We start from the raw sequence: 23,592 nt of genomic DNA on the forward strand, positions 1-23,592 counted from the left end.
ATTATTCTCCTCACCGCTTGCTCTTTAACATCACAATAAAATTTTTATAATATGCGAGGGCATCTTCTTCCATATATCCGCTTCGTATTTTTTCAGAAATCCATTTTCGGGTTTTAGGATAATTCTTTAGCAAAATGATCGTTGCCCCTAGCGTATGCGAAACTGGTATCTTTCTCCCATGCGCATGAACTAGATTCTGAAAGTTCACTGTATCGTCCGAACTCAGGACTTCGGAATTTTCTTTCTTATACTCTGCACTCCAAACAATGTCCAATCCCTGTAAAATCAGAACACGGACGCCATATTGAATTGCATCAAGTTCGATGGAAATTTCCGCTTTCAATGAAATTTGTTCGATTACAAATCCATTCTTTTCAAGTCGGATTGTTCCATCAAATGGAGCGATCACTCGTATAATATGATTTTGCGGAATAATATTTTGCAATCCACTTGGTACAGGATTTCCATTGACATCAGAAATCGTCACCCGTGGCTGTTCTGCCCGTTCATTCAGTGGCTTCTTCCAAAGATATGTGTACTCCAGTACCTTTGCTCTGCCCGTAGAAATCAACTGCTGTCGCTCATTACCTTCAATCGAGCAAACTTTACCTCCGTCAGACGGATAGTATAGCATTGTTGCTGCCGGATAAGTCTTTGTCGTCGTTTCACCTTGTCCTTGAATGAGAAGCCATGTTGTTTCCCCAGAGTTTTGAATGACATACGGTGATTGCACATATACCGGCCAAATTGGTTGAATCGAAATCGGCTGACTTGTAAGACGGCAATGATAGGTCAAAAAGAATTTAGCTGCAGATTCCGTAAGGTCCGTTGCAGTAACTTGCGATAAGTACCATGTTGACCAAGAGATATTTCTTTTCAAAAGTTGTCTAATTGAAACGCCGTTATAAATATTGTACGGTCGGACTCTTGAAAGCAAATAATACTCTTTTCCTACTATAACATCAGCGTCATCAAGAAGCAGCTTTCCACTTTCCGCATCAAAAATCGCACCACTCTCTCGTACACCATTTGTGACGTGTGGCCAATATGTTCTTTCAATTTCATCAGATGATATGACAGTGTACTTTTCACTGGGACAATCTCCAATTGGAACATATGTAAGAACGTCCCTATTTGAGCGTTCATACGAATATACAAATGGGGTCATCAATTTGTTAGATGGAACAATTGTAAGCTCCTTGCGCATCTGCTTTTTCAAAAGTTCTCTTGGAACCGCAACCAGTCCCAACTCAAATGAAAAGCCCGTGCTTGTAATATTGACAATTCGGATAGGAAGTTCATGTTCACCAGCCACATAGGTATAGTTTCCTCCCGGACCAAATGTACGCTCCGGACAATTTTTGCTTTCTTCATATGCACTATGACGAAAATGCGGTGTCTGGATATCACCATCAACAAATCGTACATATTGTCCGCACAATTCACACATAAAAAGGCCACTGCGTGCAGATACCGATCCTCCCGGATGGCTACGGGCAACTTCTTCAGGTGTGATATGAGTCCAGCCCTTAGAAGACCACACACATACATGTGTTAGTGATGCCATAATAGTTCTCCTCATACACTTTATCGAACCCAATTATAATAGATTAATATTACCACTAATAGTCCAACAATGAAATAGAAATTCCAAACAGCCGCATTTTATCCAAATCATTCGGTTGAAATTTGTCTGTTTTGACAGTTTTTCGGTACTTCAGCCTGCATCCAGCGGATGCAGTTCACGGGTTTGGGTGTTCCCAACAAGCGTTTTGCAATGCAAATGGTGTTTGTATAGACAGACACATTGCTTGCAGATGCAGACGTTGTATATACATCTGCCCTGCTTGCGTACTCTATGATAGCCTTCAGTCATAGAAAAATTTTGTTGAGCGAACTTCGTTCACGCCAAGTAAAAATCAAAAGAGCTTTCATTATCAAGCCGTCAGTTTCAAAGAAAACTTTGAAGCTGGCGGTTATTTTTGTGCAAGACGAAATGCACGCAGCTAAAGCAAGTTGTATGCAAAAGCGGAGGTCATGCTTCCGCTTTTTGACACCAAAACCGGAAGTACGACCTCCTAAAATTTCAATGGAATTTCTGCTATGATAAAAACGTTCCTACGAAAAACCGGAACGAATGCTTCCGGTTTTTGCCCCTAAAAGCCAAAAAAAGACCTCAAAACCGGAACTAATAGTTCCTGTTCAGCAGCAAAAGGATACGGTATACTTATCTTACGCACCGAGAGCGATGTCCGATTTTCAAGCGAATTCAGGATAAAATCCACGCCAAACCGGACCTGTCAGGTCCTAAAAATTCTTTTGAAAGTGTGATAAGCTACCAGTAAGACACCAATTGAACCTTGAAAACCGCATGACCGTCTGCATGAGATACTCGGCGATGACCTCGCAAGAGCGAGCCGGAAAACGCCGCCGGAAGGGGGCAGGAAAGCCATGCAGGGAGAACGGCGTAAGAACAATGATATTCTATTTCATTTCAGAAAGGATGGTTTGCCTATGACAAAACTAAGCCAACTTAAAATTGACCCGGAGTTCCAGAATCAAATCAACCCTCCGTCGTTTGAGGAAACCCACCAACTGGAAATGAACATCCTCAAGGAAGAGCGTGTGCTGAATCCGATCATCACGTGGAACGGCTATATTGTGGATGGACATACACGCTATCAAATTCTTCGGAAATATCCGTTCATTCCGTTTGAAGTCATCGAAAAAGAATTTTCCAGCCGCTATGAAGCACTCGCATGGATTTGCAAAAATCAACTGGGACGGCGAAACCTGACCCCAGAACAGAAAAAGTTCCTGATCGGAAAGCAGGCAGAAGCGGAAAAGCAAATCAAATCGTTTCATGGCAATCAGTATACTTTGGCATCTGAAAGTGGTCTGGTTCAAAATGAACCAGACCGCACAAAGCACGGTTCACGATCGAAGGTCGCTGCGGAACATGGAACATCCGAAAGTTATGTTTACCGTGCAGAGCAATTTGCAAGAGGTGTGGAAGCAGTACCCGGAGCGCAGGAAGAAATCCTGAGCGGAAAGATCCGGGCAACCGACCGTGAAATTTCCTCGATTGCAAAGGTTCCAAAGGAAAAGCGTCCCGAAGTTGTGGCAGAGCTTCGTAAGCCTAAAGCCAAACGGGATTCCAGTATCACGGATTCGTATTCTTCGCCTTCAAAGGGCAATGAGTTTATAACGACCTTCAAGCAAGACATTCAGGGGCATAAGAAAGGACTCAACAAGGAAGAAAAGCAGAATCTCAAGGATGCCGTCAAGAGCATCTATTCACCTCGCCGCTTGGCAGATGGCGAAGCCATGATGTGCGAGATTCAGGGAGCGCAGGAGGATTTTGTCCGGCGGTGGGAAATGTGCTTTCGTGAATACCCGGATATTCTTACCGAACCGAAGAACAATGAGAAGCTGCGGATTTTCATTGACCGTGCCAGCCGGTATCTTCAGAACGTAAAAGACCGCTTGAACAGCGGTGGAAACCAGCAATCTCAATGCTAACGCTGGATTCTCCGAAGATCACTGCCTGCACATTTATCAGGACAAGATTCGCCCGGAGTAACTCGAAATTCCATTTGGGCTTTTCGTGCCGGGCATCTTGATGGGGATTCTGCTCCCCATACCCTCATGCAGAACCGTCTGTTTCTGCTGATTGGCTCGATGAAATTCATCTCCCAGCCACGATGCTCTGCCTCGTGGGTCTATGTGAATTTTTGAAAATTTCAAAAAATTGTATATGAAACCGCCCTTGCGGATTCCTATTTGTGAGAAAGCAAAAAATCTGTAAAAATTTTGAAAGTACCTTGCGAAACGGGCTTTCTCCAATTCTATGATTGAAAACCCGTGTTCCTTGACAACCGAATAGTCAGCTGCAAGCCACTATGACTTTCCGGGGAAGTGCCGCCATGGCAGGAGCGCACCAAGGAAAGCCAGAACGCCGGATTGAATCGGGCAGGAACAGCTTGCGGAGAGACCGACAGCAAAAAGCCGGACAAGCAAACAGCAGAGATTCGCCAATCTCTGTTGAATGGTTGTTCGGTGCAGGGTGTGGGATGCAGTCCCACACATTCCCGATGATGCCCTGCATCTCGGCTGCTCACCATTTTTATGGGGAGCCAAATCTGAAAATTGCAGATTTTCAGATTTCATCGAGGGACTGGGGAGCGAAATCTCCAGCAAGGTCGCCGTCGGCCAAAATCACGAAAGTGAGTTTTGAGGCGACACGGGCGAATCTTGCGCTTGTAATTCTCGAACCCCTAAAGCACCATGATAGGACGTAAAAATTGGAGGTGAAGATTATTTCAGACTATTTGAAACCCAATATGCCATTGCCGCAGTATCTGCCCTACGCCCGGTTCCTTCTGAATACCGATTTAAGCAACACTGCAAAATTGCTCTACACGCTCCTGCTCGACCGTGCCACTCTCTCGCAGAAAAACAACTGGGTGGACGAGCATGGACGCATTTATGTGATCTATCCGCTTTCCCATCTGGCGAAAGATTTAGACTGCTGCATCTCCAGTGTGACACGCTCTTTTGCTGAACTGGAAAAAGCGGAACTTGCCGAGCGAGTACGCAGTGGCTTTTCCAAGCCCAGCCACATTCTGCTCAGGATTCCCCATACTGCGCAGAATTGCGCAGTCACAGTATGCACCAGTGCGCAGTCCGACTGTGCAGAAATGACCAGCATGATCATGCAAAAATGCACATCTAACCAACGTAATAAGAACAACCTGAATGATAACCACCTGATAAGAACAAACAGCTCTCGTCTTTCATTGGGAGAATACCAGAATGTTTTTCTGACGGAAAAGGAGTACAAACGGCTCAAGGCTGACTTTGCAGGGTTGGATGGCCTGATCGAGCAGTTATCCGCTTATATCCAATCTACTGGAAAGAAGTATGCCGACCATGCCGCAACGCTGCGTATCTGGGCGAAGCGGCAGAATGCGGAGAAAAAGACAGCACCGGGTATCCCGGACTACACCTTTGCGGAAGGAGAAAGCCTATAAAGACGCTTGAGAAGATTTTAGAACAGTCTGTTTCCAGCATTCCCCAAAATGCCACCGATTATTATGATGCAGATGGCCTGCTCTACTGCGGCAAGTGCCGCACTCCAAAAGAAACCTTCTTTGCCAATGGTCTTGTCTTGATGGGAAAGAACATTCATCCGGTAGAATGTGCCTGCCATAAAGCCGAACGGGAGCAGCAGGAAGCAGCTATTAAGGCGCAGAAACACCTCGACCTTGTGCGGCGGCTGAAAGCAGACGGCTTTTCTGATTCCGCTCTGCTGGACTGGACATTTGCAAACGACAACGGACGCAGCCCACAGATGCACCATGCACACCGCTATGTAGAGCAGTGGCAGACCATGCGCTCAGAGAACATTGGGCTTCTGTTCTGGGGCGGTGTCGGCACAGGCAAGAGTTTCCTTGCCGGGTGTATTGCGAACGCTCTAATGGCTCAGGAAGTACCTGTGTGCATGACGAACTTCGCACACATCCTGAACGAGCTGAATAACAGCTTTTCCGGGCGGAATGAGGTGGTGGAAAGGCTGTGCCGCTATCCTTTGCTTATCATTGACGACTTCGGGATGGAGCGTGGCACGGAGTATGCGTTAGAACAGATCTATAACATCGTGGACAGCCGCTATCGCAGTCGGAAGCCACTCATCGTCACCACCAATCTGACGTTGGACGAGATTCGGCATCCGCAGGATACCGCCCACGCCCGCATCTACGACCGCCTGTTGGAAATGTGTGTTCCCATCTCCTGCATCCGGATCAGCTTTCGCAAGGAAACAGCGCAGGAGAAGCTGGAACGGCTAAAAGTGTTGATTGGATAAGTCCGAAAGGAAGTTTGATAAAATCGCTGGCACACACTGTCCAGCTACAAGGAAATGGAGCTGCCTATTGAAAAAATATCCTGCTAGCGAAAAAGATATCTTTCCCGTTTCCGCCTGCACGTCCAACTTTGATGAATGGAGTGCCTTGGCGGGTTTTCTGGCCGATATGATCGAAAAATATGCAGAAATTTTAATCCCAGAAATCGAAACCGGGCAAATTGCCGTTGATGAACTCCTTGCGGCATGATATAATGTTCTTGTAATTGCTGTCCAAACACATGGTGAGATTCTCTTACCATGTTCCATATTTTGAACGAGGTACGAAAATGAATCGCCCTGATGAAAGCCCCAAAAATTCCATCATCATTTATACCACTGAAGATGGCCTGACCAAAATTGATGCCACGTTTGATGGCGATACCGTCTGGTTGTCCATCGACCAGATGGCCGAGCTGTTCCAGCGTGATCGGAGTGTCATCGGAAAACACGTCCGGAACATCTTCAAGGAGGGTGAACTTCAGAAAGAATCAGTGTGGGCAAAATTTGCCTACACTGCCGCAGATGGAAAAGTCTACGATGTGGACTATTACAACCTTGATGTGATTATCTCTGTCGGCTACCGGGTCAAATCCAAGCGCGGCACACAATTTCGCATCTGGGCGACCGGCATCCTGAAGGAATATATGCGCAAAGGCTTTGCTCTGGACGATGAGCGGCTGAAAAATCTGGGCGGCGGCGGATATTTCAAGGAACTGTTGGAGCGCATCCGGGACATCCGCTCTTCCGAAAAGGTGTTTTACCGTCAGGTTCTGGAGATCTACGCCACCAGCATTGACTATGACCCTAAGGCAGAAATTTCGGTTCAGTTCTTCAAAAAAGTACAGAACAAAATTCATTATGCCATCCACGGACAGACTGCTGCAGAAGTCATCTACAACCGTGCCGATGCGGAAAAGGAGTTCATGGGGCTGACCACCTTTGCCGGGAATCAACCTACTTTACAGGAAGCCAAAATCGCCAAAAATTATCTGAACGAGAAAGAGCTTCGCGCCATGGGGCAGCTTGTTTCCGGCTATCTGGACTTTGCGGAACGTCAGGCAGAACGTGAACAGCCCATGACGATGCAGGACTGGGCAAATCATCTTGACCGCATTCTGACAATGAGCGGTGAACAACTGCTTGTCGGAAATGGCACTGTGACACACCAGCAGGCCGTGGACAAAGCCACCACCGAATATCGGAAGTATAAGGCAAGAACGCTCAGCGATGTGGAGCAGGATTATCTGGATTCCATCCAGCTCTTAGAGCAGAAAGTCGACAAGAAATAACGGTACCTGCGAGGATTTCTTATGTCACAGGAAAAGACAAAAGTTTACATTTACACCCGTGTGTCTACCACGATGCAAATCGACGGCTATTCGCTGGATGCACAGAAAGCCCGGATGAAGGCATACGCCGACTTCAACGATTACCAGATCGTTGGCGAGTATGAGGATGCCGGTAAATCGGGCAAATCCATCGAGGGTCGTGCATCTTTTTGCCGGATGATGGAAGACATCAAATCGGGAAAAGATGGCGTTTCCTACGTTCTGGTGTTCAAGCTGTCCCGGTTTGGCCGCAATGCTGCGGATGTGTTGTCTACCTTGCAGGTCATGCAGGACTTTGGCGTGAACCTGATTTGTGTGGAAGATGGTATTGATTCCTCCAAGGATGCAGGTAAGCTGATGATTTCGGTTCTGTCGGCTGTGGCCGAAATCGAGCGCGAAAATATCCGTGTCCAAACCATGGAGGGCCGCATCCAGAAAGCGCGGGAAGGACGCTGGAACGGCGGTTTTGCTCCCTATGGTTATCGTCTGCTCGATGGTGAGCTGCAAATCAACGAAGAGGAAGCCCCTGCCATCCGAACGATTTTCGAGCAGTACGTTAATACCGATACCGGCGCAAATGGGCTTTCCAAATATCTGGAGACCCACGGCTTTCAGAAACTTGCACGGCAGAACGGCACCTCTCCCCTTTTCAGCGCAACATTGATTCGTGCCATCCTGAAGAACCCCGTCTACTGCGGAAAGATTGCCTTTGGTCGCCGCAAACTCGAAAAGATCCACGGCCCCCGGAACGAATATCATCAGGTTCCACAGGAGAATTATTTGCTGGTGGACGGCCTGCACAAGGGCATCGTATCAGAAGAATTGTGGAACGCCGCACAGGTCAAGCTGTTGGCGCAGTCTAAACGATACGAACCAGTCAACCGCAGCAAGACGGAACAGGCGCATTTATTATCCGCCCTTGTCAAGTGCCCCATTTGCGGTGCTGGAATGTACAGCAACAAATGCACCAAACGAAAGAAAGATGGCACACCCTATAAATCTTTCTCTTATTACAGTTGCAAGCATCGCAAGATGCAGCGTGGGCAAAAATGCGATTTCAACAAGCAAATTCAGGAAGAAGTTCTGGACAACGCCGTGGTGGAGGTTATCATCAAATTGGTCAGCAATCCAAAGTTTGCCGCCATGATGCAGGAGAAGATCAACAGCAAAGTAGACACCACTGCCATTGAACAGGAAATTGCTGCCGCTGAAAAGCAGTTGCAGCAGTATTATTCCATCAAGTCCAAAATTATGGAGGAGATCGACACGCTCGACCCGGATGAGCGCCACTATATCATCCGCAAATCCGACCTTGACGAGCGGCTTTACAGGATGTACGATAAAATCGAAGAAGCAGAAAATAACCTGATGGATGCCCGGGCAAAGAAGCAGGCTATCGAAGCGGATAAAATCACGGGCGATAACATTTACAAAGTTCTCATCTGCTTTGAAAAGCTCTACAATGTGATGAACCCCCTTGAACGCAAAAAGCTGATGGAACATCTGATTTCTGAAATTCAGATCTACCCGAAGCGTCAGCCCAACGGTCAGTGGCTCAAATCCATCAAATTCCGACTGCCCATCGTTGAAAGCGATATTGATCTGTGTTTTGACAATGAAAATCATACCGAATGTGTCATTGCACTTTCCAAGGGTGAGATCGACTCCAAAAAAGTCCGTGTAGAGTTCTCTTTGGAGGGCATGGACACTTCAGGATTGCAAAAGGGTGCGACCTATCCTGAAATCAAAGCCCACGTGTTGGAAAAGACTGGGCTGAAAGTATCTTCCCTGTATATCTCGCAGGTCAAGCAAAAGTGTGGTCTGGAGGTACGAGAGAATCACCACAAGGCGAAGTCCGAAAATACAAAGCAGCCTCAGTGTTCGAAGGAAAAAGAGGATGCAATCGTGGAAGCATTGAAGCATTTTCAGATGATTTGATTTACTGTATGCCCGTCTGACTTTCAGGCGGGCATTTTATTTTGCCGGAATATGGTGTTTCTACTTTTATCGTGGTACAATATCTTAAAGACTTTTTGATTTCGAAGGGAGCAACCATGATTGATCTAGCAAAACTGGAGCCTGTTTTGAACGGATACCAGACCTATTTCCCGAAGCATTGGCCACGCGGAGAAGATTTCAAATGGGAAGCCGCACAGCATTTCCACGACCATTGGAATATTGACGCAATAGATTTTGCAGGAATGTTCAAGGAAGCTACTGCAAAAGTCTCTTCGCTTCTGGATACCGGCTATGCCTATCCTCGCGCGATGATCCTGAATTTTGCAGCAGCAGACTGTGAGGCAACACGCGCAATGTTCCGCAGCTTGTTTGATGAATCTACTGAGCTTTCCAAGCGCATTATTGCATTTCAGGCTGCCACCGAAGAAATACATACAAAATACAACGACGGCAGCTGGAACAACCACTACCAGAACACCAGTGCCATCAGCGTCTATCTGTGGCTCCGGTATCCGGATCAATATTATATCTACCGCTATTCCGTTGCCCGTGACATCTCGGATGCGCTGAACTTCGATGCTCCGCCTAAGCGGGATGGCTCTGTAGAGTCGCTGCTAAACAGCTACCGTCTTTATGATGAGCTACGGGCAGCACTGAGCCAAAATATAGCCGTCACTCAAATGATCCGAAGCGCCATAGATGCAGCCCCTGCCGGAAAATACTGGCCCGACACACACTGGAATATTGCCGCCATTGATCTGGGCTTTTATCTGAGCCGTTTCTACCTTGCCGAACAAAAGGCAGCGCAGATGCAGGCCGGATGGTTTCCCGCTAAAAGTGAGTATGATCCGGGCATTACAACCGCACAGTGGAGTGCTTTGCTGCAGGACACCTCGGTTTTTACCCCGGAGGCTTTGCGGGTGATGAAATGTATGCTGGATTACGGCGGGCAGGCCACCTGCAAGCAACTTGCCATTAAATACGGCGGAACCAGCAATTTCTACATCTCTAACACCTACCATCTTGCACAGCGGGTTGCAGAAAAGACAGGCTGCCGCATCATGCCCCGCGACAGCGAAAGTATGCGCTGGTGGCCCATTTTATATGTGGGCAAAAAAGTCGGCACAAAGGCGGACGGCACTTACATCTGGCGTTTGCGGGATGAGCTTTTACAGGCTCTGAAGAAGACTGATCTCTCAAAAATACCGGCTGCCACTGCTGCCTGTGAAGCGCCTTCACGCCACTACTGGTGGCTGACTGCCAATCCTAAGATCTGGAGTTATTCCAGTCTGCGGGTCGGCGAAGAGCAGACGTATACGCTGTACAATGACAACGGAAACAAGCGCAGGATCTTCCAGAATTTTCTCGATGCAAAAGCTGGGGATCTTGTGATCGGCTACGAAGCAAATCCGGTAAAGCGAGTGGTGGCTCTAGCCAAGATCACACAGGAAAACAATGGCAAGGAGATTTATTTTGAAAAAACCGAGAGCCTGACTTCCCCTATTGAGTATGCTGCGCTGAAATCCTTCCCTGAGCTGGAGAAAATGGAGTTTTTTGTACAACAGAATGGAAGCCTGTTCAAGCTTTCGGAAGGGGAATACAACTTTATTCTGGATCTCATCCGGGAAGAAAATCCAGCACCCGTCCGTTCGATAGCATCGAACGCTTATACAAAATCAGATTTTCTGAACAGCGTATTTCTGAGCGAACCGCGCTATGACGTTTTGGTCTCTCTACTGCGCCGCAAAAAGAACGTTATTCTGCAAGGCGCACCCGGCGTTGGAAAGACCTACGCCGCCAAACGGCTAGCGTACTCCATGATGGGGCAAGCTGATTCTTCCCGGGTGGAGTTCGTACAGTTCCACCAGAATTATTCCTACGAGGATTTCATGCTGGGCTACCGACCGGATGGCTCCGGCTTCAAACTGACCGAGGGTGTATTTTACCGCTTCTGCCAGAAGGCTTCCAACGACCCTGACCGGGAGTACTTTTTCCTCATCGATGAGATCAACCGGGGCAACCTGAGCAAGATCTTCGGCGAGCTGATGATGCTGATTGAAAGCGACCACCGGGGTGAAAAGATCACGCTGGCCTATAACGGGATGCCCTTCTATGTCCCGGAAAATCTCTACATCATCGGCATGATGAACACCGCCGACCGCAGTCTCGCCATGATCGACTATGCGCTGCGCAGACGTTTCAGTTTCTTCGAGATGGAACCGGCGTTCACCTCCGAGGGATTCCAGAAATATCAATCCGCGCTCGACAACGAAACGTTCAATGTTCTGGTGGAACAGATCAAGGCATTGAACCGGGAAATTACTACAGATGCCTCCCTTGGTTCCGGCTTCCGCATTGGTCACAGCTACTTCTGTCTGGCCGACCCTGCCGCCTGCACCACCAACCGGTTGCGCTCTGTGGTGGAATTTGATATTCTCCCTACGCTGGCAGAATACTGGTTCGATGCGCCCGACAAGCTGCATCGTTGGGAAGAGAATCTGCGTGGTGTTTTCAATGACGACTGACAAAGGGATTTTTATCCAGAACATCTACTATATGCTCTCCTACGCCTATCAGGTGCTTCAGCAACAGGATTATCAATGCATTGCCTCGGAAAAGTTTGAGCACATCGACGATTTGTTTGCCGCCATCCTTGCAAAGGGCGTTTTTCGGCAGCTGAAGCAGGGGCTTTATCGGGAATATGTTTCCCGAAGCGAGACACGGTCGGTTTTGCGGGGAAAGCTGGATCTTCCGCAGACTATTAAGGTCCGCATCCAGCACAAGCCGCAGGCCGCCTGTACTTTTGACGAGCTTTCCGAGGACAACCTGTATAACCAGATCCTGAAAACCACCCTGCAGGTGTTGCTTCGGGACGAGAACGTTTCCACTGAGCGCAAAGTGGAATTGAAGAAAGCGCTGCTGTTTCTGGACACGGTTTCCGCACTGCTTCCTTCTCAAATCCCATGGAGGCAGTTACATTATCAGCGGAGCAACCAGAATTACGAAATGCTGCTGAATCTCTGCTATTTCGTGCTGCACGATATGCTGCAGACCACCGAGAGCGGCAGCTATAAAATGACAGCATTTTCGGACGAACACATGGCAAAGCTGTACGAACGCTTTATTCTGGAGTATTACCGGCAACACCATCCCTATCTTACTGAAGTCAAGGCTGCACAGGTCAAATGGGATCTTGTGGGAGAGCACAATGCTGCCATGCTGCGGTTTCTCCCCGCCATGCAAACCGATATTTTTCTTCGTTTCCATGAAAAAATCCTGATTTTGGATGCCAAGTATTACAGCCGGACATTTCAGCAGCGTTTCAACAAAGAGACTTTGCATTCTGCCAACCTCTATCAGATCTACACCTACGTCAAAAATCAGGACACCTCCCATACCGGAAATGTTTCCGGGCTGCTGGTCTATGCAAAAACGCAGGAAGCCATCACCCCGGATTGCCTGTTCAACTTGGGCGGCAACCAGATTGGTGCACGCACCTTGGATCTGAATCAGGATTTCCGGCAGATCACCGCACAACTGGATGGAATTGCCCAGCAATTTTTCGGAAAAACCCCGCAGCGCATTGGCACCGGAAGTAGCTATCCCGATGGCTGAACACTGCGAACAAGAAAACCGCCCTGCCGTATAGCTACGACAGAGCGGTTTTCTGCTGTATGGACTCGAAGGGAGTCGAACCCTCGACCTTTCGGATGCGAACCGAACGCTCATCCCAACTGAGCTACGAGCCCTCAACTGTCCTCTGACCACTAGAGCCAGAGGACATCGTTCATTTTGACTTTATTATTTTACTGCTTCTGAAATCATTTGTCAAGAGTTTCTACCTTCCGGCGAAGCAGACTCATGGGGGGCAGCTCCGGGGTGGGGATGGTGTACTTTTCCATAGCGTGGGGGGTGGATTCCACGCTCTCCCCTGCCTCGTTTTTGATCCACTCCGGGTGTAGCGGGATGCTGCGCCCATCCGGGCAGAGCACCTCCAACGTATCCCCAAGGCTCCATTTGCCGCGCTGCTGGCAGGAGGCAACACCATTCTCCCAGCTTTCCACAGTGCCCACAAACTCCCACTCACGGATATAAGTAGCGCTGTCGGTTGCCTGACGGGCCTGCTCGCGGCCAAAGTAGAAGCCCGGGGAGTAGTGCCGGTGGCTGGTACGGGTCAGCTCGGCCAGAACGTCATCGCTCAGCTCAAAGTTATCGCTGAGCGGGTCGCCCAGATACTGATCCAGAGCCTTGCGGTAGGCGGCGGTGACGCTGGCGACATAGTAGAACGTCTTGGCACGGCCCTCGATCTTCAGGCTGTCCACACCTGCCTTGCAGATGAGGTCGATGAAGGGAGCGGTGCACAGATCGTTTGCATTGAGGATATAGCTGCCGTTCTCATTTTCGCCGATCTCATACAGCTGGCCCGGGCGGGTCTCCTCGCTCAGGTAATACTTCCAGCGGCAGGGCTGAGCGCACTGGCCCCGGTTGGCATCCCGGCCTGCCATGTAATTGGAGAGCAGGCACCGGCCCGAGATGCTCATGCACATGGCTCCGTGGACAAACGCCTCGATCTCCAGCTCCGGCGGGGTCTTATCGCGCAGGGTGGCGATATCCTGCAGGCTCATCTCACGGGCCAGCACCACACGCTTTGCACCCATGTTGTAAGCGGCACGCGCAGCGGCCCAGTTGGTGATGCCGGTCTGGGTGGACATGTGGACATCGATCTCCGGGGCGAACTGCTTACAGGCTTCCAGCACGCCCAGATCGGCCACGATAAAGGCATCCACACCGGCGGCAGCAGCAGCCTTGATGGCTTCGGGCAGGCGGTCAGCTTCCTCATTGGTGGGCAGCGTGTTCATGGTCAGATAGACCTTGCGGCCGCGGGCATGGGCATAGATCACACCCTCGGTCAGCTGCTCCGGCGTAAAATTGGCAGGAGCCGACCGCATACCGAACTCCGGCAGGCTGCAATAAACAGCGTCTGCTCCATAGTTGATGGCATAACGCAGGCGCTCCAAGTCGCCTGCCGGGGCCAGCAGTTCCGGGATCTGTAACATAAAATCGTCCTCTCTTTTTAGCACCCTCTCTGTCATCGCTGACGCGATACCGCCTCACCGGATCGGTTTCTGCATACCTGACTCCGGAGCCGCAATTGGCTCGCCCCTTGGGAGAGCTGTCAGCGAAGCCGACTGAGAGAGACTTACTTCTTCAAACTCTGATTAACTTCAGCCGCTTTCCGGCAGTTGGCCTGATGTTCAGCATAGGTCTTGGCGTAATAGTAGTGACCGGAAAGGTCCGTAACAAAGAAATAGCAGTCCCTGACTTCCTCATCACACTGAGGTGCCAGAGCAGCCTGGATCGCGGCAAGGCCCGGGTTCGAGATGGGCCCGGCGGGCAGGCCGGTGCAGGTGTAGGTATCGTAGGCATTCCGGATGTTCTCGGGGATATCCTCCCAGCCGCCATAATACGGAGCCACCCAGTTCCAGAGGTAGTTATTGTCCTCATCGCTCTGGACATAGCTGGAGGTGTTGCTCTGGAGCTTGGGGTAAGGCGAACCCTCGGCCAGACGGTTGCGGAACACCTGCGCCACATTGGAATCCTGATCGTTGCCTGCTTCCTCCTGCACAAAAGAGGCCAGTGTGATGACCTCGGGCAGGGTCAGCTCCTGCTTTTCCAGTTCCTTGTACATCTCGGCCGTGAACTGTTTATCGAAGTGTGCATAGAACGTTGCAACATAATGATGCACGGTATCGTCCGTCAAAAACTCATAGGTGTCCGGAAAGAGGTAGCCCTCACACTTCATAAAGCGGTCGGGGGCATCGTCCGGGACATACTGCCAGAAGGTGTACTCACTGAAATCTCCGGTGTTGGCTTCTTCCAGAAACTCCTCGGCAGTACACAGACCGGCTTCCTCCATTTTCTGGGCAATGGCAATGGCAGTGGTTCCCTCCGGGAAGGTCAGCCGCACCGAATCCGCCTTGGCATACGTGGACAGCTCTGCGATCAGGCCATCATAGGAATATCCGCCGGTTTGCAGCGTAAAATCACCGTACTGCAGTTTTCCGGCGGCACCCTTGTGCCCCACATACCAGCGGAACAGATAGGCCGAACGGATCACTCCCGCCTCCTTCAGCTCCTTTGCAATGGCAGCAACACCGCTGCCCTGGGGGATGCTGACGGTCACCTCTGCACCGGGCTTTCCTCCATTGCCGTTGATCTCGTTATACGCAAACACGCCTGCCGCACCGACTGTCAGTACCAGCAGCAACAGCACGACCAACAGGATCTTCAGCACACTGCCTTTTTTCTTTTTCTGGTGTTTCTCTGCCATATCCACGTTCCTTTCAGTCCATCATCAGGCGCATGTAGCTCTCCGAAACATCAAAAGGTTCTCCTTCAAAGCGGATGAGGCCATACTCCTGCCGGGTTCCCTCGCCCAGGAACAGATTCTGGGCAGCTCCCACTGTGATGACAGCCTTTTCCACAATGACCTCTTTCTCCCGGGCGGCTTCCATCAGCACCTCGGCAGCACGGTCATTTTCCGCCATCATCTCCACAAAGTAAAGGGTATCCTCCCTGCGGAAATAGATGCCGTAGCCCTGCTCACTGGACACGATGGTCGCACCACGGGAATACAGGTCCCGCAGAACTTCCCCCATCTGCTCCGGCGGCAGCTGAACGGTGTCGGGCCAGTATTTTGCCCGCAGCTCGCAGAGTTTTTTTGCCGTCACGGAATCGAATTCCGCCTGGCTCCACAGGTTGCGCTCCACCTCCCGGGGCAGGCAGCGCAGGGCAAAGGCTTTCTGGAAGCCTTTATCCTGCAGCAGCGTTGATTGTTCCGGGCTGGCGGGCACTGCCACCACAAAGCCTGCGCCCCGCAGTTTCTGCTGGGCGCACAGGGTATCCACCAGGCCCGCAAGGAGCAGGCTGCCCTGCCCGCACAGACCGAACAGATAGCTGCCCGGGCGGCCCTGCAGGGTCACCGGCACAGCCAGTGCCACAGCCTCAATGTGGTCGTTTTCCTCCGCGACGTAGACATTCTGCACCCCGGCAAAGCGTTCCACAGCGCCACGGATAAACTCCTCCGTGTCGCCGCGCTGGGCCTGCCACAGGGCTAGCACCTCCGCCCAATCGGACGGCTGCATCAAACGGTACATGATATAGGATGCCTCCTTTTGTTTCAAATAACAGCGAGAGCAAGCGTTCTGACCTCTTCCTGAATATCCTCAATGCTCCGCATCTTCTCCCCTGCCGTGCAGTGGACGGTATCCCAGCCGAGGTGAGCGGCACAGTATTCTGCCGCCCGGCGGCTGCGGGCCAGATATTCGGTGTCCTTTTCATGGACATCCTTCCTGGTCTCGTCGCCATGGTAGCGGGCGGTCATCAGCCGCTGGCTCACTGCCGGGTCAACCTGCAGATAGATCACCTTATCCGGTGCAGGCAGGCCCAGCAGGTGGTATTCATAGTCAAAAAGCCACTGCAGGAATGTGTCCCACTGCTCCGGCGGGAGCTTTGAGCACTGGTGCACGGCATTGGAAGTCGTGTAGCGGTCAGCGATCAGGATGCCGCCTTCCTCGTAGAACCTGCCCCAATCCGACTTATACCCCGCATAGCGGTCCACCGCATAAAAGCTGGATGCCGCGTAAGCGTTGACATCGTCAGGCTTGTCGCCAAACTGCCCGGCCAGATACATCTTGACCAATGCACTGGAATCACTGTCATAATCCGGGAAGGTGATCTCTCTTACCAGATGATCCGTCACCGTCAGGTGCTTTGCCAGCAGCTTTGCCTGCGTGCCCTTGCCGCTGCCGTCCAGCCCTTCCAGAACGATCAGCTTGCCTTTGCTCATACACCAGCCTCCTGCTTGATGGCCTCATACTTTGCGCGGACTTCGGCAGTTCTGCCGCAGCACATCTTGCCCTCGGGGCAGGGGCCGCTGACACAGGCCGGGCCGGCCTTGGCAAAGATATGGGGTGCCACCGGGTAGACCAGCCGGAACATCTCCTCAGCCAGCTGACGGATCTCCCACTGAGCACGGGAGCAGCAGCGCAGATGGAAGAAATTCTGCAGGCTGCGGGCGTTCATGGTCACGACCATCTTCGTCTCGCAGGCGTTGGGCAGCACGAAGCGGGCATCCTCGTTGGCCTGTTTGGAGGCCTTGGCGCGGGCCTGCTTTTCGGGCATCCCCTCCGCCATCAGGCGGGCAGTGTGGCCGTCCTCCAGTTTTTTTGCAAGGTCCAGGTAGCGCTTCGCATCCTCATCCATGCTCTCAAGAAAGGCTGCCTTTGCCTCAGGGATGGCCTCGATCTCCGGCGGGATGACATAGTGGAAGTCGTCCAGCCGGACATACCGCTGGCTCTGGACACTGAAGGATGCGATGCGGTGCCGGGTGATCTGGGCCAGCAGGGTGCGGCTCACACCCTCAATGCCAAAGGTGAAGCTGGCATGTTCAATGGGGCTGGCATGGCCCAAGTCGCTGAGCATGGTCAGGAACTTGGCCGTTTTCTCCTCAGTCAGGCCGTCCAGCAGGTCGGTGATATGGGCATCGGAGTAGCAGAGCTTGGCCGCTGCCGCCACCACCTTTTCCGGTTCCGGGGTATGTGCGATCAATCGAACGGTCATCATAGTTTTCTCATTCCTCCGTAATTTTCGTCAGCGGCGCAAAATTTGCCATGGTTTTCTTCACGCCGACCTTTTCAAAGTTGATCTCCACGATCTGGTCTCCGGCAGCGGCCTTGACCGCCAGCACCCTGCCCCGGCCAAAGACCTTGTGCTCCACAATGTCGCCCACCTCGTAATGCTTTGGGCCAGTGGATGCCGGGCGGGAAGCTGCCGGGCTCCCCGGAAAGCTCACAAGTTTGGACGCTGCCTTGGAGGCCGCGGGGCGGCCATAGCCCACACCAAAACCGGAGGAGCCAGACGTGCGCGGGGCGCTGCTTCCGCTGCCAAACCCGGGAGCACTGCTGCCACGGCCTGCATAACCGGAGCCGAAACCGCCGCGCTCAGAGGCATTGTATTCCCGGTTGAGGTAGCTGCCGCCGGTGCGGCCGCCGAAGCTGCTGGAATTGCGGCCCCAGCCGGACGCGCCGGAGTAGCCCGAGGCCCCGCCGGGAACGGTATCACTGTAACTGGAACCCCAGCCCATGGAAGAACGGCGCTCCAGCGCCGGGCTGCGGGTCTCTTCTATATACTCCGGCTCGATCTCGCGCAGGAAGCGGCTGGGCTCGTTGCGCTGGGTGCGGCCGTAGAGCATCCGGGAGACGCTGTTGGAGATATACAGCTCCTTCTTGGCGCGGGTGATGCCGACATAGGCCAGACGGCGCTCTTCCTCCAGATCTGCCTCGGAGTATTTGCTCATCTCGCTGGGGAACACCCCCTCCTCCATACCAATGAGGAACACATAGGGGAATTCCAGACCCTTTGCGGAGTGGATGGTCATCAGGACCACCTGGTCAGCGCTCTCGTTGTAGCTGTCAATGTCGCTGATGAGGGCGATATCCTCCAGGTAGCCTTCCAGTGAAGCATCCTCGCCGTGCTGGTCGCAGTAGTTTTTGACGTTGTTGACCAGCTGGCCCAGGTTCTGCAGGCGGTCTGCCGCATCCTCGTGGCCCTTGGCCGCATCGGCTTCCAGCATGGCCTTGTAGCCGGTCACCTCAATGACATCCTGGGCAAATTCGTCCAGTGTCCTGGTTTCCAGCGATTCCTGCAGTTTTTCGTAGATCTGCCAGAATTTCAGCAGCGGCATAATGGCACGGCTGAGTTTGGCGTATGCATCCGCGTGGGAGATGACTTCCAGCATACTGATTCCCTGCTGGGCGGCAAGGTCAGCGATCACATCGACGGTGGTATTGCCGATCTTCCGGGCAGGTTCGTTGATGATGCGGCGCAGGCGCACATCATCCCGGGCGTTTGCCACGATGGACATATAGGAGTGGATGTCCTTGACCTCTTTGCGGTCGTTGAAGCGCTGGCCGCCCACGATCTTATGGGGAATGCCCGCGCGGGTAAAGTAGCTTTCGATGGGGGCCGACTGGGCATTCATGCGGTAGAGCACCGCATGGTCCGCCAGATGCCCGCCCTCTTTCAGGTGCTCACCAATGACATCTGCAATGTGCATGGCTTCGTCCTGCTCATTCTCGGCAGTGTAGACCTGCACCTTGTCGCCCTCGTCGTTCCGGGTCCACAGGGTCTTGCCCTTGCGCTCGGTGTTGTGCTGGATGACGCAGTTGGCAGCATTCAGGATATTGGAGGTGGAACGGTAATTCTGCTCCAGACGGATGGTCTTGGTGCCGGGGAAGATGCGCTCAAAGTTCAGAATGTTCTCAATGGTGGCACCGCGAAAACGGTAGATGCTCTGGTCATCGTCACCGACAACGCAGATGTTCTTTTCCGGGCCGGTGAGCAGGCTGACCAGCCGGAACTGGGCCACGCTGGTATCCTGATACTCGTCCACCAGCAGGTAGCGGTACTTGTTCTGGTAGAACTCCCGCACATCCTCGTGCTCCGCCAGCAGCTGAACGGTCTGGTAGATCAGGTCGTCGAAGTCGAAGGCTCCTGCCTCCCTGAGCTTTTTCTCGTAGGCGGCGTAGACTTTGGCGGCAATGGCTCCCTTGGTGTCCCGGGCCGGGGTGCGCAGCGCCTCCTCCGGGCTGACCAGCTGGTCCTTCCAGCGGCTCATCTGGTTGATGGCGCTCTTGATCGGGAAGAACTTATCGTCGATGCTCAGTTCCTTATAGACTGCCTTCATCACGCGCTGGGAGTCATCGGTATCATAGATGGTAAAGCTGCGGGGGTAGCCGATGGATTCTGCCCAGCGGCGCAGGATGCGCACACAGGCCGAGTGGAAGGTGGAGGCAAACACCTCGTCCCCCTCTTCGCCGCCCAGCATATTGCGCAGGCGCTCCTTGAGCTCCCCTGCCGCCTTGTTGGTAAAGGTGATGGCCATCACGTTCCAACTGCGGACAGCGTTCTGCCGCAGCATCCCGTCCAGCCAGGCGGGCGCATCGGTGCCGGTCATAATTGCCATTTTCAGAGCCTTGACATCATCCACGGTCACCTCACGGGTGGTCCAGCTGGAACCGTGGGCCGAGCCAAACCGGATCAGGTTTGCAATGCGGTTGACCAGAACAGTGGTCTTGCCGCTGCCTGCACCGGCCAGAATGAGCAGCGGGCCGTCGGTGGTAAATACCGCCTGCCGCTGCATATCGTTCAGGCGGCCAAACTGCTTTTCAATATAGGTATCGCGCAGAGCGCAGAATTCCTGTTGGAGACTTGCTGCCATTGTTTCACCTGTTCTTCTATAAAATCACTTACTTTATAAGTATATCACAATTCAAGAGGGTTGTACATATTTACTCCCTCAGTCACGCTTCGCGTGCCAGCTCCCTCTAGGAGGGAGCCTGATCCCTTGCGGCAAAGAAAAGGCCCCCTCTCAGAGGGGGCTGTCTGCGTTAGCAGACTGGGGGAGTAACGCAAAAAGCCCGACGGCTTATAAAACCGTCGGGCAAAGCTTTTACGAAAAATCAGCCGAAGATGTTGATCAGGATACCAGCAGCAACTGCGGAACCGATAACGCCAGCGACATTGGGGCCCATGGCGTGCATCAGCAGGAAGTTGGAGGGGTTCTCGCTCTGGCCGACCTTCTGAGAAACACGGGCAGCCATAGGAACAGCGGAAACACCAGCAGAGCCGATCAGGGGGTTGACCTGACCGCCGGTCAGGGCGTACATCACCTTGCCGCACAGAACGCCTGCAGCGGTACCAAAGGAGAAGGCGATCAGACCCAGCACGATGATGAACAGGGTGCGGCTGTTCAGGAAGGTGTTTGCAGAGGTGGTGCAGCCAACAGACAGAGCCAGGAAAATGGTGATGATGTTCATCAGCTCATTGCCGGCAGTCTTCTGGATACGATCCACAACGCCGGACTCTTTCATCAGGTTGCCCAGCATCAGCATACCGACCAGAACGGCAGCATCGGGAACGATCAGAGAAACAATGATGGTGACCATGATGGGGAAGATGATCCTCTCGGTCTTGGACACGGTGCGCAGCTGCTTCATTACGACCGTACGCTCTTTCTTGGTGGTAAGCGCCTTCATAATGGGCGGCTGGATCACGGGCACCAGAGCCATGTAGCTGTACGCCGCAACGGCAATGCTGCCCAGCAGCTCAGGTGCCAGACGGGAGGTAACGAAGATGGCGGTGGGGCCGTCTGCACCACCGATGATGGCGATTGCAGCGGACTGCTTCTGGGTGAAGTCCACAATACCGGTAGCGGCCAGCAGACGAGCGCCCATGTAAGTACCAAAAATACCGAACTGAGCGGCAGCGCCCAGCAGCAGGCTCTTGGGGTTGGAGATCAGGGGGGCAAAGTCGGTCATGGTGCCGATGCCCAGGAAGATCAGCGGGGGGTAAATGCCCAGCTTGACACCCATGTAAAGCATATCGGCCAGACCGCCGTTGTTCAGGATCTCGATCCACATCGGGTGCTCGAGACCATCACCAACGAAGTACTGCATGTGGATGATGCCGCTGCCGGGCAGGTTGGCAAGGATCATGCCAAATGCCATGGGCAGCAGGATCAGGGGCTCAAATTCCTTCACGATGGCCAGGTACAGCAGGAAGCAGCCCACGCAGATCATAATCGCGTAGAGGTAGCCGCCCGGCTCACCGAACCGTGCAAAGCCGGAACTCTGGAAAATACCGACCAGAGTATCGATAAACTGTGTCATGTTTTTCCTCCTGTGTTAAAAAGGTGCGGTGGTGTCGTTGACACCAGCCTTGCTCCAGCCATTTGCAGCACGGCGCACGGCCTTCAGGGTGTACTTGCCATTGCCCATGGCATGGATGGCTGCCATAATCGCGGCAACCACATCGCCGGGGATGCCTTCCTCCACCACAGGGGCGGGAGCAGCCTGCTGCACGGGGGCGGCGGGCTTTGCGGCAGCCTTGGGAGCTGCAGGCTCCTTGTCTGCCTTCTTCTTGGCGGCCATACCGTCGAAGATCTTGCCTTCCAGCGTGATGATGAGCATCAGCAGGATGAGGATGGCAAACACCAGCACGATACCGGTAATGGTGATAACCACATCAGAACCCAGATTCATGGTCTTCCTCCTAATAATAATTTACTCCGCACTCCGGAGCAGACCCCGGCGCGCAAAAAGCGATTTGACAATATTATACAATATTTCCCGACCCGATTCAACAAGTATGAACAAAATTTTGTTGCAACTTTTCCAATTTCTTAACGAGCCGGGTCAGGGCCCCGGTTAACGGCGGCCCATGCGGGGGGTCGCATCCAGGAAGCCGGTCTCCAGCTTATCGTTCAGGCCCAGACTCATGGCAGTGCCCAACGCCACGCAGTTCACGGGATCGGGCGAGACGGTCACATCCACCTTGAGCTCCTGGCTCAGGTATTCGGGCAGGCCGTGCAGCTGTGCGCCGCCGCCGGTCAGCACCACACCATTGCGGAAGATATCGCCTGCCAGCTCGGGCGGGGTCTTTTCCAGCACCTGATGGGCGGCAGTGCCGATCTGCTCACTCAGCATCATCACAGGCTCGTAGAGGTCGCTGGTGGAAACATTCACCTTGATGGGCAGGCCGGTCAGCAGGCTGCGGCCCTTCACCTCCATCGTCTCGTCAAAATCAGCCTTCTGGGGGCAGCAGGCGACGTTCTTTTTCAGCTGCTCTGCGGTACGCTGGCCGATGGCAATGCTGAACTTGTTGCGGACATGCTTCAGGATTTCGTCATCATAGTGGTTGCCCGCCACACGGACACTGGTGGCCTTGACCTTACCGCCCAGAGACAGGACAGCGATATCGGTGGTGCCGCCGCCGATATCAATGATCATCCGGCCATCGGGCTGGGTGATGTCGATGCCGGAACCCAGTGCAGCGGCAATGGGCTCATCGATCAGGTAGACCTGACGGGCACCGGCGGCCATCACGGCCTCCACCACGGCATCACTCTCAATGCCGGTGATGGCAGCGGGCACGCAGACAGCCACCCGGGGCTTGACCATGTGGGAGCTGTACACCTGATTCACAAACCGGCAGATCAGCTCCCGGGTCATGGTGTGGTCGCTGATGACACCGTCCTTCAGCGGGAAAATGGCGGAAATATAGTTGGGGGTGCGGCCTACCATGGCCAGGGCCTTGTCGCCCACCTCCAGCACGGAGTTCTTGCGGGTATCCATTGCCACCACGCTGGGCTGGTTGAGCACGACCCCCTGCCCTGCCTGTGCAATGATAATGGTCGTTGTGCCCAGATCGATGCCGATGTCATTCTGTGCCATAATGAAACGTTCCTTTCTCTGCTCCCCTGTTTTTCTATCGTAAATGCCCGTTCGGGCGGGAAATCAAATCAATTTATATTGTAGCATAAGCCAGTAAAAAAGTATA

Annotated in this window: 18 protein-coding genes and 1 tRNA gene; 8 read left to right on the plus strand and 11 right to left on the minus strand. The window is 52.7% G+C overall.

Going from position 1 to position 23,592, the window contains the following annotated elements; genetic code table 11:
* Positions 1 to 10: 10 nt before the first annotated feature.
* Positions 11 to 1,567: a hypothetical protein gene (locus ACKXGA_RS03160; RefSeq protein WP_423730060.1), complete on the minus strand. Its 1,557-nt coding sequence runs from the start codon at positions 1,565 to 1,567 to the stop codon at positions 11 to 13.
* An 884-nt stretch (positions 1,568 to 2,451) separates the two neighbouring features.
* On the opposite strand from ACKXGA_RS03160, the gene ACKXGA_RS03165 reads away from it, so the two are divergent.
* The 8 genes from ACKXGA_RS03165 to mcrC all read left to right on the plus strand — a co-directional run bounded on the left by ACKXGA_RS03165 (position 2,452) and on the right by mcrC (position 12,807).
* Entirely contained in the window at positions 2,452 to 3,522 is a 1,071-nt protein-coding gene (locus ACKXGA_RS03165) for a hypothetical protein (protein ID WP_117476094.1), read from the plus strand.
* Positions 3,523 to 4,310: 788 nt separating this feature from the next.
* Positions 4,311 to 5,033 (plus strand): replication initiator protein A, encoded by a 723-nt coding sequence (locus tag ACKXGA_RS03170; protein ID WP_242990311.1) that lies wholly within the window; start codon positions 4,311 to 4,313, stop codon positions 5,031 to 5,033.
* The gene (locus ACKXGA_RS03175; protein ID WP_117476092.1) at positions 5,030 to 5,866 is read left to right on the plus strand and encodes an ATP-binding protein; all 837 of its coding nucleotides are present in this window, start codon (positions 5,030 to 5,032) and stop codon (positions 5,864 to 5,866) included. The genes ACKXGA_RS03170 and ACKXGA_RS03175 overlap by 4 nt, the downstream gene beginning before the upstream one ends.
* Before the next feature lie 67 nt (positions 5,867 to 5,933).
* Positions 5,934 to 6,113 carry a hypothetical protein gene (locus ACKXGA_RS03180; protein WP_117535265.1) on the plus strand — a complete coding sequence of 60 codons (180 nt, stop codon included), beginning with the start codon at positions 5,934 to 5,936 and terminating at the stop codon, positions 6,111 to 6,113.
* Between the two features lie 79 nt (positions 6,114 to 6,192).
* Positions 6,193 to 7,194, plus strand: a complete 1,002-nt coding sequence (rhuM, locus tag ACKXGA_RS03185; RefSeq protein ID WP_117476090.1) for a virulence RhuM family protein — start codon at positions 6,193 to 6,195, stop codon at positions 7,192 to 7,194.
* A 21-nt stretch (positions 7,195 to 7,215) separates the two neighbouring features.
* Positions 7,216 to 9,171: a recombinase family protein gene (locus tag ACKXGA_RS03190; RefSeq protein ID WP_117535264.1), complete on the plus strand. Its 1,956-nt coding sequence runs from the start codon at positions 7,216 to 7,218 to the stop codon at positions 9,169 to 9,171.
* 41 nt (positions 9,172 to 9,212) lie between these two features.
* Positions 9,213 to 11,717, plus strand: coding sequence for an AAA family ATPase (locus ACKXGA_RS03195; protein ID WP_347475179.1), 2,505 nt, complete (start codon positions 9,213 to 9,215; stop codon positions 11,715 to 11,717).
* Positions 11,707 to 12,807, plus strand: coding sequence for a 5-methylcytosine-specific restriction endonuclease system specificity protein McrC (gene mcrC, locus ACKXGA_RS03200; RefSeq protein WP_117477440.1), 1,101 nt, complete (start codon positions 11,707 to 11,709; stop codon positions 12,805 to 12,807). Before ACKXGA_RS03195 ends, mcrC begins: the two co-directional genes overlap by 11 nt.
* Positions 12,808 to 12,867: 60 nt before the next feature.
* On the opposite strand, the gene ACKXGA_RS03205 is transcribed toward mcrC, so the two are convergent.
* From ACKXGA_RS03205 to ACKXGA_RS03250, 10 genes are all read right to left on the minus strand, one after another.
* Positions 12,868 to 12,941 (minus strand) — tRNA-Ala (locus tag ACKXGA_RS03205).
* A gap of 72 nt (positions 12,942 to 13,013) precedes the next feature.
* Positions 13,014 to 14,249: a peptidase U32 family protein gene (locus tag ACKXGA_RS03210; protein WP_423730061.1), complete on the minus strand. Its 1,236-nt coding sequence runs from the start codon at positions 14,247 to 14,249 to the stop codon at positions 13,014 to 13,016.
* Positions 14,250 to 14,392: 143 nt separating this feature from the next.
* Positions 14,393 to 15,523 (minus strand): endolytic transglycosylase MltG, encoded by a 1,131-nt coding sequence (gene mltG / locus ACKXGA_RS03215; protein WP_423730062.1) that lies wholly within the window; start codon positions 15,521 to 15,523, stop codon positions 14,393 to 14,395.
* Positions 15,524 to 15,536: 13 nt separating this feature from the next.
* Complete coding sequence (locus tag ACKXGA_RS03220) at positions 15,537 to 16,349, minus strand: hypothetical protein (protein ID WP_423730063.1); 813 nt, start codon at positions 16,347 to 16,349, stop codon at positions 15,537 to 15,539.
* A gap of 23 nt (positions 16,350 to 16,372) precedes the next feature.
* Positions 16,373 to 17,041, minus strand: a complete 669-nt coding sequence (locus ACKXGA_RS03225) for a dTMP kinase (RefSeq protein WP_423730064.1) — start codon at positions 17,039 to 17,041, stop codon at positions 16,373 to 16,375.
* Positions 17,038 to 17,817: an FAD-dependent thymidylate synthase gene (gene thyX, locus ACKXGA_RS03230; protein WP_005936154.1), complete on the minus strand. Its 780-nt coding sequence runs from the start codon at positions 17,815 to 17,817 to the stop codon at positions 17,038 to 17,040. Before thyX ends, ACKXGA_RS03225 begins: the two co-directional genes overlap by 4 nt.
* Before the next feature lie 7 nt (positions 17,818 to 17,824).
* Positions 17,825 to 20,473, minus strand: a complete 2,649-nt coding sequence (locus ACKXGA_RS03235) for a UvrD-helicase domain-containing protein (protein WP_423730065.1) — start codon at positions 20,471 to 20,473, stop codon at positions 17,825 to 17,827.
* A gap of 241 nt (positions 20,474 to 20,714) precedes the next feature.
* Positions 20,715 to 21,923 carry a sodium ion-translocating decarboxylase subunit beta gene (locus ACKXGA_RS03240; protein ID WP_156072207.1) on the minus strand — a complete coding sequence of 403 codons (1,209 nt, stop codon included), beginning with the start codon at positions 21,921 to 21,923 and terminating at the stop codon, positions 20,715 to 20,717.
* Between the two features lie 15 nt (positions 21,924 to 21,938).
* On the minus strand, positions 21,939 to 22,295 hold the full coding sequence (locus ACKXGA_RS03245; protein ID WP_423730066.1) for an OadG family transporter subunit: 357 nt from the start codon (positions 22,293 to 22,295) through the stop codon (positions 21,939 to 21,941).
* A 165-nt stretch (positions 22,296 to 22,460) separates the two neighbouring features.
* Complete coding sequence (locus ACKXGA_RS03250; RefSeq protein ID WP_005936170.1) at positions 22,461 to 23,486, minus strand: rod shape-determining protein; 1,026 nt, start codon at positions 23,484 to 23,486, stop codon at positions 22,461 to 22,463.
* Positions 23,487 to 23,592 lie beyond the last annotated feature (106 nt).

The organism is Faecalibacterium hominis (ex Afrizal et al. 2022) (assembly GCF_049545105.1).
Taxonomy (GTDB): Bacteria; Bacillota; Clostridia; order Oscillospirales; family Ruminococcaceae; genus Faecalibacterium; species Faecalibacterium duncaniae.

Coding starts and splice junctions, on each gene's coding strand:
- ACKXGA_RS03190 (WP_117535264.1), top strand. CDS start 7,216: ATGTCACAGGAAAAGACAAAAGTTTACATTTACACCCGTGTGTCTACC.
- ACKXGA_RS03220 (WP_423730063.1), bottom strand. CDS start 16,349: ATGTACCGTTTGATGCAGCCGTCCGATTGGGCGGAGGTGCTAGCCCTG.
- ACKXGA_RS03225 (WP_423730064.1), bottom strand. CDS start 17,041: ATGAGCAAAGGCAAGCTGATCGTTCTGGAAGGGCTGGACGGCAGCGGC.
- ACKXGA_RS03235 (WP_423730065.1), bottom strand. CDS start 20,473: ATGGCAGCAAGTCTCCAACAGGAATTCTGCGCTCTGCGCGATACCTAT.
- ACKXGA_RS03165 (WP_117476094.1), top strand. CDS start 2,452: ATGCAGGGAGAACGGCGTAAGAACAATGATATTCTATTTCATTTCAGA.
- mltG (WP_423730062.1), bottom strand. CDS start 15,523: ATGGCAGAGAAACACCAGAAAAAGAAAAAAGGCAGTGTGCTGAAGATC.
- thyX (WP_005936154.1), bottom strand. CDS start 17,817: ATGATGACCGTTCGATTGATCGCACATACCCCGGAACCGGAAAAGGTG.
- ACKXGA_RS03250 (WP_005936170.1), bottom strand. CDS start 23,486: ATGGCACAGAATGACATCGGCATCGATCTGGGCACAACGACCATTATC.
- ACKXGA_RS03240 (WP_156072207.1), bottom strand. CDS start 21,923: ATGACACAGTTTATCGATACTCTGGTCGGTATTTTCCAGAGTTCCGGC.
- mcrC (WP_117477440.1), top strand. CDS start 11,707: ATGACGACTGACAAAGGGATTTTTATCCAGAACATCTACTATATGCTC.
- rhuM (WP_117476090.1), top strand. CDS start 6,193: ATGAATCGCCCTGATGAAAGCCCCAAAAATTCCATCATCATTTATACC.
- ACKXGA_RS03210 (WP_423730061.1), bottom strand. CDS start 14,249: ATGTTACAGATCCCGGAACTGCTGGCCCCGGCAGGCGACTTGGAGCGC.
- ACKXGA_RS03160 (WP_423730060.1), bottom strand. CDS start 1,567: ATGGCATCACTAACACATGTATGTGTGTGGTCTTCTAAGGGCTGGACT.
- ACKXGA_RS03245 (WP_423730066.1), bottom strand. CDS start 22,295: ATGAATCTGGGTTCTGATGTGGTTATCACCATTACCGGTATCGTGCTG.